The following is a 13,870-nucleotide window of genomic DNA, read 5'->3' on the forward strand; positions in this document are numbered from 1 at the left end:
CCACGCCTCGGTGGCGTTCGGCGACTACCTCACCGGCGCGAACCACGTGCTGCCCACAGCAGGTAGGGCGCGCAGCTTCTCCGGCCTCTCCGTGCAGCACTTCCTGCGCTCGTACACGATCCAAGAGGTGACTGGGGAGGGAGCGGCGGGGATGGCGGACGATGTCGCGACGCTCGCCATGGCGGAAGGGCTGCCGGCACATGCGGCGGCGGCTCTCGCGAGGTCAGGGACATGAGCCCGTTCCCTCGCGCGGACTACGAACTCCTCGCCCCATACGCGCCGGACCGGCGCCCGGTCGATATCGACCTGAGCGACAACACCAATCTCTGGGGCACGCACCCGGCCGCGCTCGCACGAATCCAGGCCGCTACCAGCGACGACCTGGCCCGCTACCCAGAGCTCTACGCCGACCGGCTACGCGCGGCAGTGTCGGAGCGATTCGACGTACCGGTCGACTGCGTGACCACCGGCGCGGGCTCCGACGACGTTCTGGATTCGGCCTTCCGCGCCGCGTTCGGGAGAGGGGCCACGGTGCGCTACGCGAGTCCGACCTTCTCCATGGTCGAGCCGCTCGCGCGCATGAACGGCATCGGTGCCGAGGCGGTGCCGTGGTCCGAGGCTGCCTTGGACCCTCGGCTGCTCCTGGAAGGAGATCCCGACCTGGTCTATGTGTGCCGCCCGAACAACCCGACGGGAGAGCTGCTTCCCGAAGAGTGGATCGAGCGGCTGCTTTGGTACCGCAGCGACGGGGGACCGTTGATCATTCTCGATGAGGCGTACGCCGACTTCGCGGAAGAGACGCTGATTTCCTGGGCGGTGCGGACGCCACGCCTGCTCGTTGCTCGCACCGCCTCCAAGGCGTTCGGTCTCGCGGGCCTTCGCTGCGGCTTCGGCGTCGCCCAACCGGAGACGACGCGGGAGATCGAGAAGTCTCGGGGCCCGTACAAGGTCTCGCGACTCGCCGCGGAAGCGGCCGCCGCCGCGCTGCTCGACGAAGACGGTTGGATGGCCGGCACAGTAGCGGAGTGCCTCACGAATCGCGCGCGACTCATCAACGCGCTTCGAAAGCGTGGTCTCGAACCACTGGAGTCGCGTACGAACTTCGTCCTGTTCGCCTCACCCAGCGGGTCCGCGTCCAGTGATGCGCTGACGCTGAGGGAGCGGGGCATCGCGGTGCGCCCGTTCGCCGGGATCGAAGCCATCGGCGAGGGGCTTCGCGTGACCGTCGGCCCATGGCCTCTGATGGAGCGCTTCCTGGACGCGCTCGACGGGGCCACGTGGGCCAGCGCGGCGAGCGGGGCAAAAGCGGCCAAAGGGGCCAAAGGGGCCGACTCGCCCCGAGGAGGAGCGCCATGAAGCTCGCGCTCTTCGACTACGGCGTCGGGAACCTGCACTCTCTGGGCAAGGCGCTCGAAAGCTCCGGAGCGAAGGTGGTCGTGACCGCGGATTGGGCGGAGGCGCTCTCCCTGGACGGCATCGTGCTTCCGGGCGTCGGCGCGTTCGGGCATGCCGCACGGGCGCTTCCCGCTGATCGAAGCCGGATCCGCGAGGCGCTGGAAGCAGGACTCCCCTGCCTGGGCATCTGCCTGGGCATGCAGCTGCTCTTCGACGAGAGCGACGAGTCCGCCGGCGACGGCATCGGGCTCGTTCCCGGGCGGGTGTCGCTCATGCGCGCCGCGATCGTGCCGCAGATGGGGTGGAACGACGTGGAAGTCACCACCGACCCGATCTTCGCCGGCATCCAGGGGCTGGTGAGCTACTACGCGAACTCCTTTGTCTGCGAACCCACCGACCAGTCCGATGCCATCGCGTGGTCGGAGTATGCAGGCGTTCGCTTCACCGCTGCACTACGCCGCGCCAACACGTGGGGCCTGCAGTTCCACCCCGAAAAGAGCTCGACGGCGGGCCGCCGAATCGTAACGAACTTCGTCAAGTTGGCTCGGGGCGCCCGATGATCGCCGCACCGGCCGTCGACGTGCGCGGAGGACGTTGTGTGCAACTCGTGGGTGGGCGCCCCGAAGCTGAGGCAGTCTCCTTACCCGATCCCGTAGCGGTCGCTGAGCGTTGGTGGCAATCGGGCTTCGGCACGCTGCACTTGGTCGATCTCGACGCGGCGCTCGGCAGCGGGGACAACTTCGCGCTGCTGAAAGAGCTGCTCACGGCGACGAAGGCGGAGACACAGGTCGGGGGAGGAATCCGCGACGACGACAGGGCGGACGCGCTGATCGCCGCCGGAGCGGACCGCATCATCGTGGGGACCCGCGCGCTCGACGATCCCGCCTGGCTGAAGCAGCTGACCCTTCGCCACCCCACACGCGTGATGGTCGCGCTCGACACCAGGGATGGGCTCGTGCTGCGAAAGGGATGGCGGGAGACGACCGGCCTCGAGGTCGGCGCACTGCTTCGTGAGCTGGCGGATCTGCCGCTCGCGGGGATCCTCTCGACGGACGTGGGCCGCGAGGGGCGGCTGGAAGGCATCGACCGGGCGGTCGCGGAGAGTACCGTGTCGGCCAGCTCTCAAGCGATGTGGATATCTGGTGGGGTCACCACGGTCGACGAGCTCGCCCACCTCGACGCCCTCGGCGCGGCAGGCGCGGTGCTCGGCATGGCTCTGTACACGAACACACTGGACGCGGACGACGTGGCGCACCGTTGGGGAAACACGCACACACGGGTGGTGGAAGAATGAGCAAGCTGAAGAGAGCAACGAAGGAGACCCAGATCGTGGCGGACGTGCGGGTCGGCTCGGGGAACGCGAGCATCGACGTGGACGACCGCTTCCTCGCGCACATGGTGGAGACGCTGGCGCGTTACGGCGGCCTCGACATCGAGCTCGAAGCCACCGGCGATCTCAAGCACCACCTCGTCGAAGATGTCGCGATCACGCTCGGGCTCGCGCTCGCCGACGAGGTGCCCACCAGCGTGGCCCGGTACGGCTGGTGCCAGATCCCCATGGACGAGGCGCTCGCCGAGGCGGCCATCGATCTGGGCGGGCGCCCCTACTACGTCGGCAAGCTTCCCTCGAAGCTCTACACGCATTTCCTACACTCCTTCGCGACCAACCTCGGCGCGACGTTGCACGTGCGCGTGCTGCGCGGGGACGACCGGCACCACATGGTCGAGGCCGCGATCAAGGCGACGGGCATGGCGCTCAGGCAGGCACTCCTGGACCGTGGGGTCGTCTTCAGCACCAAAGGCTCGGTACAACTGGAGCGCCTCGACTGATGCTCCGTCCGCGAGTAATCGTATGCCTCGACGTGAAAGACGGCCGCGTCGTAAAGGGCACGCGCTTCAAGAACCTCCGCGATGTCGGCGATCCGGTCGAGCTCGCGGCCCGATACGAGCAGGAAGGGGCTGACGAGATCGTTTTCCTGGACGTGTCCGCCTCTCGGGAAGGCCGCAGCACACTTCTCGACACGGTACGCCGTACTGCGGAAACGCTCTTCATCCCGCTAACGGTCGGCGGGGGCGTGCGCTCGGCGGACGACATCGGCCCGCTGTTGCGTGCCGGAGCGGACAAGATCAGCGTGAACACCGCAGCCGTGCGTGATCCCAGCATCCTTTCCATTGGAGCCGAACGCTTCGGGAGCCAGTGCATCGTCGCCAGCATCGACGCGGCTCGCGAAGGCGATGGTTGGCGCTGCTACACACACGGCGGATCGCAGCCGACCGGTCTGGATGCGATCGAGTGGGCCGCAGCGTGCCGCGAGCGTGCCGCGGGTGAGATTCTGCTCACCTCGATCGATCAGGACGGCGCCCGCTCGGGGTACTCGCTCGGGCTCACGCGAGCGGTCGCCGATACCGTTCCGATCCCCGTCATCGCCTCCGGCGGTGCGGGGCGAGCCGAACACCTCCGTGACGCCTTCATCGAGGGCCACGCTTCGGCAGCGCTCGTAGCGGGCATCCTGCACGATGGCATCACGACCGTCGATGCTCTGAAGTCGTCGCTACCCGGCTGGAACGTGAACGTCCGGCTCGGCGAGGCGAGTGTCTTCGACTCATCCGGTATGTCCAACCTGCCTGGCGTCTCCGACCCACTTGGATAGACCCATGACCGATCGAACCCTCCGAAACGTCGCCGATCTGGACTCCCTCGATTTCGCCAAGTCGGATGGACTGGTACCTGTAGTGGCGCAGAACGCGCGTACGGGGGAGACGCTGATGCTGGCGTACGCGAACCGTGAGGCGCTCGAGGCGTCACTCTCTTCAGGCGAGATGCACTTCTGGTCTCGCAGCCGTGACGTGCTTTGGAGGAAGGGCGAGACGAGCGGGAATACCCTGCGGGTGCGCTCGCTCCACGCCGACTGCGACGCAGACTCCGTGCTCGCGCTCGTGGTGCCGAGGGGACCCGCATGTCACACCGGCGAGGCCACCTGCTTCGGAGCGAGCTCCGCGCCGGAAGGGACCGGGGACACCTTCACCCGCCTGGCCGCCACGATCGAGGCACGCGCTGCCGACCGCCCGGAGGGCAGCTACACGACGCGCCTGCTCGAAGACCGCAATCTGCGCCTCAAGAAGCTCGGTGAGGAGAGCGCCGAGCTGATCGCGGCACTCGCCACGAGTAGCGTCGAGGAGGCCGTCGAAGAGGCCGCCGACCTCGTATACCACATGCTGGTCGCACTGAGAGCCGAGGGCGCAACGTTGGCGGACGTGGCCGCAGAGCTAGCGCGCCGAGCGAAATAGCGCCGAGCGACCGTCCGTCAGTCCGAGCGCAACACGCTGCGTAACGCACCTGTGACGATCGCCGCCCGAAGGCCGCGCATTACGTCTCTGACGTTAGACAGCCCCTCCAGCACTCCGTGCCAGCCGACATTGGGAAGCGTCCGTGCCCACAGTACCACGATGCCGAGCATGCACCGACGCGTATGCGCCTCCCGGTATTGATCTCGAAAGAGCTCGACCGCAGCATCCGACCCGTAGCTGCCCCTGAAGCGCCGCGGATAGATGAGCAGAAGCCAGCGATACAATTCTTCCGAGAACAGAGGTCCTGGCGGTCGCTCGCTCACCCGTCGTCCCCTGCCAGCGCCAGGTCGGCTTCGGCCGCCGCAGCGAGGGAGCGCATCCGACGCGCCTCCGCGGCGAGGACCTGGCGGCCGAAGGCGGTGACCCGGTAGTACCGACGTCGCTCCTCCAAAGCGTCCGAGGCCGGGCGACGCCCCGCCGCCTCGATCATGCTCTCCTCCACAAGGCGGCGGATGTGTCGGTAGAGGTTGCCAGGCTCCAATCGAAGGCGTCCGCCGCTCCGCGACTTGATCTCCTTCACGATCCCATACCCGTGCAGCTCTTGCCCCGTGAGCACGAGCAGGATGTGGAAGTCCACCGCTTTGAGTGGGAGGTGGGAGTGGGGGTCGCCGCGGGCCCTGGTCATGCGATCCTTCCGAGCGGAGAGGAGTTGATTGGCTCGATATGATTATAATGATTACATTGCGCGTCACGTGCCAAGACGCCCGCCGGGGTAGTCGGAGCCCTTAAGTAGGTAAGAAGAAGTCGGTCCCGGACCACTTCGTCTTCCAGCGTATCCCCTCTGAGCTGGAACCGGCGGAGCATGGACCGTCCGCAGTTCACCATTGCCTCTCGATGAAAGAGCCCGTCCGAGATCGGCACATCACAGAGCAGTCCGCCGGACCTCTTCGTCCCGTCGATACTCAGGAGGACCTTCACGCCTCGCTCCTTGCATCTCTCGATGGCCTCAAAGAGACGAGGAAGCTCGAATGACTGAGAGCCGTAGAGGATACCCTGCGTGCAGGTGTAGGGCGGGTCGCAGTACGCAACATCTCCTTCCCGCGCTTCCTCCAACGTCTCCTCGAAATCGGCATGTCGGAACACCGTTCTCGCCGTTCGGCGATGCCACAGGTCGACTCTTGAACCGCCCCGGGTTTGCCGGAGACTATGGACCGCCCAGCAGGTGCGTGAAGCCTTTCCTCACGATACCGCGCCCCTTTATCTGATTCGTGACCGTGACCGCATCTTCGGCACCGATTTCGTCCGGTGCGTCGAGTCGATGGGCATCGAGGAAGTCGTCACAGCCCCCGCCTCACCATGGCAGAATCCTTATTGTGAACGTCTGATCGGATCGATCTGCCGGGAGTGCCTCAACCGCGTCATCGTTCTCAATGAACGGCACCTCCTACGGGTTCTTCGCAGCTATGCGTCCTACTACCACTCGTCGCGCATCACACTGAGCGTTCAAAGCCATCGCTTGCCCGACCCCGACCCCCAGACCCCGACCCCCATGGTTGTCCAATCGTCGGCACGAAAGCATCTTCCATTTGTACCACCTACGGGATACAAATGATCCAGGATGCTACGATGTCGAACAAGACGGCTTACGTGCGGGCGAGAACGGAACCGGAAGTCAAAGAGCGGGCAGAAGCTGTATTCCGCCACGTTGGACTCACGCCTTCGGAAGCAATCCATCTGTTCTACCGGCAGGTGGCCCTACGGGGAGAGATGCCCGTCGAGCTCAAGCTGCCCAACCGGCTGACCCGGGATGCCATCGAGGACGCGCGGCACGAGAGAGATCTCATCGACGCCAACTCTGTCGAGGATCTCTTCGCCCTTCTGGACCGAGACGACTGAGTGGAGATCCGCCGCTCCCGAGCGACCCGTCGGTTCAAGAAGGACTGGCGGCGATGCGAGACGCGCGGCCTAGAGATGAGGCTGCTCCGCGAGATCATGGAAACGCTGATCCGCGGCGACGAGTTAGACCCGCTTCGCCGCGTCCACGCCCTTCGGGGCGAGTTCCACGACTGTACCGAATGCCACGTCGGCGGAGACTGGCTCCTGATATGGCGCGCCACGGACGAGGAGATCGTGTTCGTCCGTACGGGCACGCACGACGACCTGTTCGGCTGACCTCGAAGCCACCCTGTCACCCAACTCAGTTCGAGCGCAGCACCTCCACCGGATCGAGCCGACTCGCACGCCAAGCCGGCACCCAACTCGCCAGCACAGCACCAGCGCCGAGCCATGCCGCGACCACACCGTACGTGACCGGGTCGGTAGAAGTCACGTCGAACAATAGCGCGTCGAGCAGCTTGGCTAGGCCCCAGGCGCCTGCGAGGCCGAGACCGACGCCGTAGGACACGACCCCGTACAGTCCGACGAGGGCAAGCACGCCGGCGGTCACCGCAAACGCCCCCAGCAACGCCACCTACGGCCGCTCGCGTCCCGCCTGGGACAACTCGGCCGACACGAACTCTTCCAATTCCCGTCGGTGCGCCTCGCGGAACTCCTCAGGGAAGCTCCGCAAGAGGAGCTCGAGCCAACCGGGCACGTTCACGTTGTACGCGCCCGCGGCTCGGGCATCAGTGCGGCGCCGCGAGCAAACGAGACGATCTCGTCCAGGCGACGCAGCTCGTCGTCGAGCACGCCGCGCCGCGCCGATGTGATCCGGTACACTCTTCGCCGACCCCCACCCTCGACCTCCTCGATCCAACCGTCGTTGGCCATGCGATGGATCGCCTCGTAAAGCGTGCCGGGCCCGAGCGACAGGGCACCCTCGGTTCTCGCTTCCACCGCGTGCTTGATCGCGTATCCGTGCAGCTGCTCACCGGCAACGGAAAGCAGGATGTGCAGCGCCGCGGGCGTGAGTAGATCTCGGGGATTCTTTCCTGGAGCCATGTCCATACCGGCGACCGAGTATTTCGGTGACCGATCATGCGCTCCGGGCAGGGCCGGTCAGCGCCGGAAACCCTCTTCCGAGCGTCGGGTACGGACCCAGTCCCTGCCCGCTCTCCGCGCTCAGTCCCATGGCCGAAGTCGACGCATTCCCCGAAGAAGAGGCTCTGGGGAAGGCCTACGACGCGCGCCTGATGAGGCGCCTGGTCCGGTACCTCTTGCCGTACCGATGGCAGGTGGCGCTCGCGATTCTCGTGCTGCTACTCGCGTCGGCGACCCAGGTCGTCGGGCCTTGGCTCACGCAGCTCATTATCGATGAGGCGATACCCCGAGGGGACCGTGAGTATCTCGCGCTCCTGGCTGTGGGCTTCCTGGCGGCGATCCTGCTCGGGGTCGTGCTGCAATACGCGCAAGCGATCATCACGACCTGGCTCGGTCAGTCGGTGATGTACGACCTACGCGCCGAGATCTTCGAGAAGCTGCAGCGCATCGATCTGCGCTACTACGACAAGAATCCGGTCGGGCGTCTCATGACGCGCATGACGAACGATGTCGAGACGCTCAACACGCTGTTCAGCTCGGGTCTGGTCACGGTATTCGGCGACATCTTCATGCTCACGTTCATCGTGATCGCGATGCTGAGGATGAATTGGCAGCTCGCGCTGGTGTCGTTCAGCGTGCTACCCCTCGTCTTCTTCGCGGCCTTCCTATTTCGAGCCAAGATCCGCCGAGCATACCGGGACATCCGTGTGCGCATCGCTCGCATGAACGCGTTTCTGCACGAGCGCCTCACGGGCGTAAGGGTCGTGCAGCTCTTCAACCGCGAAGAGGCCGACGCGGCCAAGCACGCCGAGTTGAACCGCGACTACCTCGACGCACATCTCCGGTCGATCACCTACTACGCGCTCTTCTTCCCGGTCATCCAGTTCTTCACCGCGCTGGCGCTCGCGTCGATCATCTGGTATGGCGGCCTGCGTACACTCGACGGCGTGCTGACGGTCGGTGTCGTAACCGCGTTCCTCCAGTACTCGCGCAGCTTTTTCCGCCCCATCCAGGACCTATCCGAGAAGTACAATCTGCTCCAGGGCGCGATGGCTTCCTCGGAGCGTGTCTTTCAGCTGCTGGACGAGAAGATCGTGATCGCGGATCCCCCCCGACCGATCGCGCTTCCGTCGGAGACGTCCGGCCGCATCGAGTTCCGGGACGTGTGGTTCGCGTATGCGAACGACTCAGAGGGTGAACCCGACTGGGTGCTCAAGGGCGTGAGCTTCACGGTCGAGCCCGGAGAGAAGGTCGCCATCGTCGGCCACACGGGCGCCGGCAAGACGACGATCATCAACTTGCTGATGCGTTTCTACGAGGTGAATCGCGGTCAGATCCTGCTGGACGACACGCCGATCGACGCAGTGAAGCTCGACGATCTGAGGAAGCGCATCGCTTTGGTGCTGCAGGACGTCTTCCTCTTCAGCCAGGACGTAGCATACAACATCCGGCTCGGCTCGCCGCACATCGACGACGCACAGATCCGCGCTGCGGCTGAACGCGTCGGTGCAGCGCCCTTCATCGCTCGGCTCAGGGACGGCTACGACCAGGCGCTGGGAGAGCGGGGCTCGTCGCTGTCGGTGGGCGAGCGGCAGCTCGTCAGCTTCGCGCGGGCGCTTGCATTCGACCCGGAGATCCTGGTGCTCGACGAGGCAACGAGCTCGGTGGACTCGGAGATCGAGGCTCAAATCGAAGCCGCCACGGACGAGCTCCTGCGGGGCCGCACGTCGCTCGTGATCGCGCACCGACTCTCCACGGTGCGGAATGCCGACCGACTCATCGTACTCCATCACGGGGAAGTGCACGAAGAGGGCACACACGAGCAACTGCTCGAGGCGAACGGCTTGTACGCGCGCCTGCACGAACTGCAGTTCGCGGCCGCCTTAGGCGTATAGCCGCCGGGGACCTCCGCACAAGTAGGGCACGCCGCGTTACGGCATGAGGTTCGCTATCGAACCTCTGTACTGTCGAGCAGCTGATACCGGCGCGACAGAGGGATGATCTCGCCCGCGACGCGTATAAGTGGCTCCGCGGTGAATCCCCCTTTGGGCTCCAGCGCGTCCTGCGTGTAAGAGCTGCCGGGATTCCAGAGAATCCACTCTTCGACACCGGCGTCGTACGTGGCCTGGATCTGCGCCCTCACTTCCGGCGCGCCGTACTTCGGCTCACCGAGAGAGAAATCCTGGAGCCACGGTCGGGTCATGCCTGCCCCGTCCACCAGGGCGGACCGCCGCAAAGCGTCCCGCAACGCGCGTCTCACGATCTCGTAGGGATGGGCGTTCGGCGAGTCGAAACCGAAGGAGCCCGGCCAATAGTGGCTCGGGTATACCATGGGTAGCGCGACATCGACGACGTCGATGAACGACTCCCACACCTGACCGATGCCGACGTCGCTCGACGCCGATGTCGTGACACCGAAGACGTCCGCGGTGACTTCGACGCCGAGATCGGCGAGCCCGTCACGGGTGTACTCCAGGAACGCGCGAATCGCGTCGGGCTTGGATCGGCCAGCCGCGCCGGGATAGGTCGCCCGTTCCCGGTCCGAGACCGGCGAATCCGGGAAGCGCACATAGTCCCACTGGATCTCGGGGAACCCCAGCAGCGCAACCTCACGCGCGAGCGCCACGTGGTACTCCCAGACCTCGGTGTTGTACGGGTTGAGCCACACGATGCCGTTGCCGTCCACCCACACGCCGCCCGCCGTGTCCTGCACCGCGAGTTCGGGCCGGGCCGAGGTCAGCAGCGGATCCTTCACGACCACGATGCGCGCGATCGGGTAGATGCCCGCCTCCTCCAGCCGTTCGAGGACCCCGGGCAGATCCCGGATCCGGATCTCCTCCGTCGCACCGATCTCGTGCGCGGCCGGGAGCTCGGTACGGTGGCTGACGTACCCTGAGGCGTCCTTGATATCGATCACAAAGGTGTTGATCTCCGTGCGCGCGGCGAGCTCGAGTAGCCCTGCCAAGCGATTTCGGGAGCCAGCCGCCCACGCGTTCACGTAGAGCCCACGCACCTTGTCCGGATGAGGGAAGCGTGCGCCGTCCGTGGTCACCACCTTGCTTCCCTCGGCATCCCCCACCGGAGCCACAGAATCACCACTCGCGTCGGCAACCTCGGTTATCTCCACCTGTGCAGCGGCGGGAAGCTCGGGCAGGGTCGACACGTCCGCCGAGTCCGGTATCGCCTGCGAAACCGACGGATCCGCCCGCGGCCGGTCGAATGTTGGAGGACCGGCCTCGCACGCCGCAAAAAAAGCCGCGCACAGTGCGAGAAGCGTGAAGGAGATCCTAGAAGGGGGGCTCGTACGCGGGGGGCTCGGCACCGGGAGGATCAGTATGACTGGAGCGTGGGGTCGACTTCCTCTCTCCACGCCATCACGCCCCCACACAGGTTCAGCACGCTCGAGAAGCCAGCCTCCAACAGCAGCTTCGCCGCCCACTCGCTCCGCTGACCACTTCTGCAGTAGAGCACGATCTCATCCTCCGGATCGAGCTCGGTTATGCGGTCCATGAACTCACCCGTTGGAATCAGGACCTGGCCATGCTGCGGAAGGTCGGCGATCGTGGGCTCGTGGGGCTCGCGCACGTCGACGAGCACCGGCACGTCACCCGCGCCGAACCTCTGGTTCAGCTCGGTCGGCGTGATCTCGGGGACGGCGTCTTGGTTCATGCGCTCGGGGGTTGCAAGAGCTCGGAGAGGACGGCGGCGGTGCGACTGGCGGCGCCCAGATGACCTTGAATATAGCCGAACGCGCATTCCGCGGCGTGCTCGCGCGGGCCGGCGTCGGTGAGCCACGTGAGCAGGGCTTCCACGAGCGTGTCGCGGCTCACTACGGATCGGGCCGCATCAGCGGCCATCAAGTCCGCGGCCGCTCTCGAGCCGTGGTGCCTCGGCCCGAACAGGACCGGCAGCCGGGCCGCGGCCGGCTCCAGCACCGAGTGCAGACCCGCTGCATGGAAGCCTCCGCCCACGTACGCAACCCGGCCTATCGTGTACAGGTCGGCGAGCGCGCCCACTCGATCGACGACGACCGCGTCCACGCCGTGTACCGACCCGGACTCCTCGACGCCCGACAGCGTCGCCGTGCACCATCCGTCCGCCTCCAGACGTCGGCACAGCACCCGTACGTGGCCCTGATTCGGCTCGTGCGGTGCGAGGACTAGCCGAAGGTCCGGCACGCGCTCCCGAACGATCTCGAGCGCCGGGATGAGCACATCCTCGTCCGAGGTCCAAGTCGAGCCCGCCACCACGGTCGGGCGAGCTTCGGCGTGGAAGGGCGCCAGGAACGGCGCGGCCGGGTCGGCAGAACGGGCCCGTTCGGCAGCCGAGTCGATGCCGGGGTCTCCGGTCACCGAGAGCGCGCCCTCTCGCACGCCGAGCAACCGCAGACGCGTCGCATCCTCGTCGGCGACCGCGCAGGCGCTCCGCAAGGCGCGCCAGCTCGGAGCCAGGAGCGCACGCGCCGCCGGACGTAACCTGCTCGAGCCCTCCACCACTGTCCCCGCCACCAAGGCGATGTCGATGCCCCGGCGAACCGACTCGTCCACCAGGACCGGCCACACCTCGGTCTTGGTGAAGACGATCAGTTCAGGGGACATGGCGTCCAGCACCTGCCCGATCGGCCCTGGCAGGTCCCACGGCAGATAGCTTGCGACGTCCACTGACATCTGGCTCGCGAGCCGAGCCGCTGAGGGTGAAAAATGCGTGAACGCGATCTGCACGCCGGGGTCACGCTCTCGCAGTGCCTCGATCACAGACAGAGCTTGCAAGCCCTCGCCTACGGAAGGCGCATGGAACCAGACAGTCGGCCGCGCGGCATCGCGCTGCTCTTTCCCCCAACGGGCGAGCTTCTCGTGCGCGGACCTCCGACCCGCAAGGCCCCGTGCGAGCTTGGAAGAGCCAGGGCCCACGAGCCGGCTGGCGGCGCGGGCCAAACTCAGCACCACCTTGTATGTGGCGAGGGTTACACTCATGCTCAGAGCATAGATTGGCACGAGAGGCACCGGTAGATTAACGCATGAACTTCCAGGTGACCGCGCGTCATGGGGGAAAGTACCAGCGCTACCACACGTACCTCGTGGACGCGCCCGACGCCAAGGCCGCGCTGCGAGCGGCGGCCGCTGAACTACCCGACGACATCGCTCCCGAGACCGATCTCATCGAGATTCGCATAGCGGTCGATCCGGACAAGAGGATGTATATGGACGCCGAGGCGTAGAAGAACCGCCGCAGGTCTTACGTATCGATAGCACAACATCTGCTCTACACACGGCGAACGCCGTAGGAGTCAACGATGAACGTCATCATCCCCTCCATATTCCTGATCGTGCTGGGTGCGGTCATCTTCGTGGTCGGCCCCAAGGCCGCCAAACCCGGCACGGAGGGCTACACCAAGTTGGCGGGGCTCGGCGCAATGGTCGGCGGCCTCCTCCTGATGCTGAGCAGTGGTGTTACGGTCATCGGGGTGGGTGAAGTCGGTGTGAAGCACTTCCTCGGCAAGATCAACATGACGCCCCTCGAGCAGGGCGTGCACCTCATCAATCCGCTCGCGAGCGTCGAGAAGATGTCGGTGCGTGAGCAGGCGCATCCACCGGACGGAGGCGTGGAGCGCATCGAAGCCCAGACCAGCGAACAGCTCAACATCTCGCTCGAAATCTCGATCATCTTCAAGATCGATGGAGCCAACGCGCCCAATCTCTTCGCGACCATCGGAAGCGAGAACCAGATCAAGAGAAGCATCGTGCTGAATGCGGTCCGCAACGGCGTGCGGGACGCTTTGGCAACCAGGTCGATCAACGAGATTTTCTCGCCGGATCGTCGCGAGATCGCCAACGATATGAAGCGCGAGATCCAGACCAAAGCAGGGGATCGCATCGAGGTGGTAGACGTGTTCGTGCGCGACGTGCAGGCGCCGGCGACGGTCCGCCAGGCGATCGAAGACAAGCTCGCACGCGAACAGCAGGTCGCCGCGGAGGCGTTCCAGACCGAAATCATCCGTGAGCGAGCGCAGCAGGAGGTCGAAGCGGCCAAGGGCATCGCCGAAGCACAGCTGATCATCACGGCGGGTCTTACGCCCGCGTACCTGACGTACCACTACATCGAGCAGCTCGCGCACCTGCCCCCTGGCTCGGTCGTGTACGTGCCGACCGAAGGTGGTATTCCGCTCATGCGGAATTTGGGCGGCGGCGGAAACTAGACAGGTGGACTG

The 13,870-nt window shown here is 65.7% G+C and carries 21 protein-coding genes; 13 read left to right on the top strand and 8 right to left on the bottom strand.

The genetic code is table 11. From position 1 onward, the window contains the following. The 7 genes from IIB36_07880 to IIB36_07910 all read left to right on the top strand — a co-directional run. Positions 1–235: histidinol dehydrogenase (locus IIB36_07880; GenBank protein MCH7531677.1), on the top strand; the 235-nt coding region annotated here is incomplete at its 5' end. Then, complete coding sequence (locus IIB36_07885) at positions 232–1,356, top strand: histidinol-phosphate aminotransferase family protein (protein ID MCH7531678.1); 1,125 nt, start codon at positions 232–234, stop codon at positions 1,354–1,356. The genes IIB36_07880 and IIB36_07885, both read left to right, overlap by 4 nt. Further along, the gene (gene hisH / locus IIB36_07890; GenBank protein ID MCH7531679.1) at positions 1,353–1,955 is read left to right on the top strand and encodes an imidazole glycerol phosphate synthase subunit HisH; all 603 of its coding nucleotides are present in this window, start codon (positions 1,353–1,355) and stop codon (positions 1,953–1,955) included. The genes IIB36_07885 and hisH overlap by 4 nt, the downstream gene beginning before the upstream one ends. Then, positions 1,952–2,689: a 1-(5-phosphoribosyl)-5-[(5-phosphoribosylamino)methylideneamino] imidazole-4-carboxamide isomerase gene (locus IIB36_07895; protein ID MCH7531680.1), complete on the top strand. Its 738-nt coding sequence runs from the start codon at positions 1,952–1,954 to the stop codon at positions 2,687–2,689. The genes hisH and IIB36_07895 overlap by 4 nt, the downstream gene beginning before the upstream one ends. Continuing rightward, entirely contained in the window at positions 2,686–3,225 is a 540-nt protein-coding gene (locus tag IIB36_07900) for an imidazoleglycerol-phosphate dehydratase (GenBank protein ID MCH7531681.1), read from the top strand. The genes IIB36_07895 and IIB36_07900 overlap by 4 nt, the downstream gene beginning before the upstream one ends. After that, positions 3,225–4,046 carry an imidazole glycerol phosphate synthase subunit HisF gene (hisF, locus tag IIB36_07905; protein MCH7531682.1) on the top strand — a complete coding sequence of 274 codons (822 nt, stop codon included), beginning with the start codon at positions 3,225–3,227 and terminating at the stop codon, positions 4,044–4,046. Before IIB36_07900 ends, hisF begins: the two co-directional genes overlap by 1 nt. Before the next feature lie 4 nt (positions 4,047–4,050). Beyond that, the gene (locus IIB36_07910) at positions 4,051–4,683 is read left to right on the top strand and encodes a bifunctional phosphoribosyl-AMP cyclohydrolase/phosphoribosyl-ATP diphosphatase HisIE (GenBank protein ID MCH7531683.1); all 633 of its coding nucleotides are present in this window, start codon (positions 4,051–4,053) and stop codon (positions 4,681–4,683) included. A gap of 17 nt (positions 4,684–4,700) precedes the next feature. Here the strand turns inward: IIB36_07910 and IIB36_07915 are convergent, their stop codons facing one another. Genes IIB36_07915 through IIB36_07925 form a run of 3 tightly spaced genes read right to left on the bottom strand, consistent with a single transcriptional unit; the run spans position 4,701 to position 5,853 of the window. After that, positions 4,701–5,006, bottom strand: coding sequence for a hypothetical protein (locus IIB36_07915; protein MCH7531684.1), 306 nt, complete (start codon positions 5,004–5,006; stop codon positions 4,701–4,703). After that, complete coding sequence (locus IIB36_07920; GenBank protein MCH7531685.1) at positions 5,003–5,368, bottom strand: helix-turn-helix transcriptional regulator; 366 nt, start codon at positions 5,366–5,368, stop codon at positions 5,003–5,005. The genes IIB36_07915 and IIB36_07920 overlap by 4 nt, the downstream gene beginning before the upstream one ends. Beyond that, positions 5,365–5,853, bottom strand: a complete 489-nt coding sequence (locus IIB36_07925) for a DNA adenine methylase (GenBank protein MCH7531686.1) — start codon at positions 5,851–5,853, stop codon at positions 5,365–5,367. The genes IIB36_07920 and IIB36_07925 overlap by 4 nt, the downstream gene beginning before the upstream one ends. Positions 5,854–5,905: 52 nt before the next feature. Here IIB36_07925 and IIB36_07930 point away from each other — a divergent pair, with 52 nt between their 5' ends. Genes IIB36_07930 through IIB36_07940 form a run of 3 tightly spaced genes read left to right on the top strand, consistent with a single transcriptional unit; the run spans position 5,906 to position 6,855 of the window. Then, positions 5,906–6,295: a transposase gene (locus IIB36_07930; protein MCH7531687.1), complete on the top strand. Its 390-nt coding sequence runs from the start codon at positions 5,906–5,908 to the stop codon at positions 6,293–6,295. Between the two features lie 14 nt (positions 6,296–6,309). Beyond that, positions 6,310–6,579 carry a type II toxin-antitoxin system RelB/DinJ family antitoxin gene (locus tag IIB36_07935; GenBank protein ID MCH7531688.1) on the top strand — a complete coding sequence of 90 codons (270 nt, stop codon included), beginning with the start codon at positions 6,310–6,312 and terminating at the stop codon, positions 6,577–6,579. Next, a complete protein-coding gene (locus tag IIB36_07940; protein ID MCH7531689.1) occupies positions 6,580–6,855 on the top strand; it encodes a type II toxin-antitoxin system YafQ family toxin in 276 nt (91 codons plus the stop codon). Between the two features lie 25 nt (positions 6,856–6,880). On the opposite strand, the gene IIB36_07945 is transcribed toward IIB36_07940, so the two are convergent. Both IIB36_07945 and IIB36_07950 read right to left on the bottom strand, forming a co-directional pair. Beyond that, entirely contained in the window at positions 6,881–7,153 is a 273-nt protein-coding gene (locus tag IIB36_07945; protein MCH7531690.1) for a hypothetical protein, read from the bottom strand. Between the two features lie 125 nt (positions 7,154–7,278). Next, positions 7,279–7,623 carry a helix-turn-helix transcriptional regulator gene (locus IIB36_07950; protein MCH7531691.1) on the bottom strand — a complete coding sequence of 115 codons (345 nt, stop codon included), beginning with the start codon at positions 7,621–7,623 and terminating at the stop codon, positions 7,279–7,281. A gap of 128 nt (positions 7,624–7,751) precedes the next feature. On the opposite strand from IIB36_07950, the gene IIB36_07955 reads away from it, so the two are divergent. Beyond that, complete coding sequence (locus IIB36_07955) at positions 7,752–9,557, top strand: ABC transporter ATP-binding protein (GenBank protein ID MCH7531692.1); 1,806 nt, start codon at positions 7,752–7,754, stop codon at positions 9,555–9,557. Between the two features lie 53 nt (positions 9,558–9,610). Here the strand turns inward: IIB36_07955 and IIB36_07960 are convergent, their stop codons facing one another. The 3 genes from IIB36_07960 to IIB36_07970 form a co-directional block, all read right to left on the bottom strand. Then, on the bottom strand, positions 9,611–10,825 hold the full coding sequence (locus IIB36_07960) for a putative glycoside hydrolase (GenBank protein MCH7531693.1): 1,215 nt from the start codon (positions 10,823–10,825) through the stop codon (positions 9,611–9,613). A gap of 167 nt (positions 10,826–10,992) precedes the next feature. Then, the gene (locus IIB36_07965) at positions 10,993–11,331 is read right to left on the bottom strand and encodes a hypothetical protein (GenBank protein ID MCH7531694.1); all 339 of its coding nucleotides are present in this window, start codon (positions 11,329–11,331) and stop codon (positions 10,993–10,995) included. Continuing rightward, a complete protein-coding gene (locus IIB36_07970; GenBank protein MCH7531695.1) occupies positions 11,328–12,635 on the bottom strand; it encodes a hypothetical protein in 1,308 nt (435 codons plus the stop codon). The genes IIB36_07965 and IIB36_07970 overlap by 4 nt, the downstream gene beginning before the upstream one ends. 44 nt (positions 12,636–12,679) lie before the next feature. Here IIB36_07970 and IIB36_07975 point away from each other — a divergent pair, with 44 nt between their 5' ends. Next, positions 12,680–12,880, top strand: coding sequence for a hypothetical protein (locus IIB36_07975; protein MCH7531696.1), 201 nt, complete (start codon positions 12,680–12,682; stop codon positions 12,878–12,880). A gap of 75 nt (positions 12,881–12,955) precedes the next feature. Beyond that, positions 12,956–13,858, top strand: a complete 903-nt coding sequence (locus IIB36_07980) for a prohibitin family protein (protein MCH7531697.1) — start codon at positions 12,956–12,958, stop codon at positions 13,856–13,858. Positions 13,859–13,870: the final 12 nt, after the last annotated feature.

The organism is Gemmatimonadota bacterium (assembly GCA_022560615.1).
In the GTDB taxonomy this organism is placed as follows: Bacteria; Gemmatimonadota; Gemmatimonadetes; order Longimicrobiales; family Gaopeijiaceae; genus UBA1138.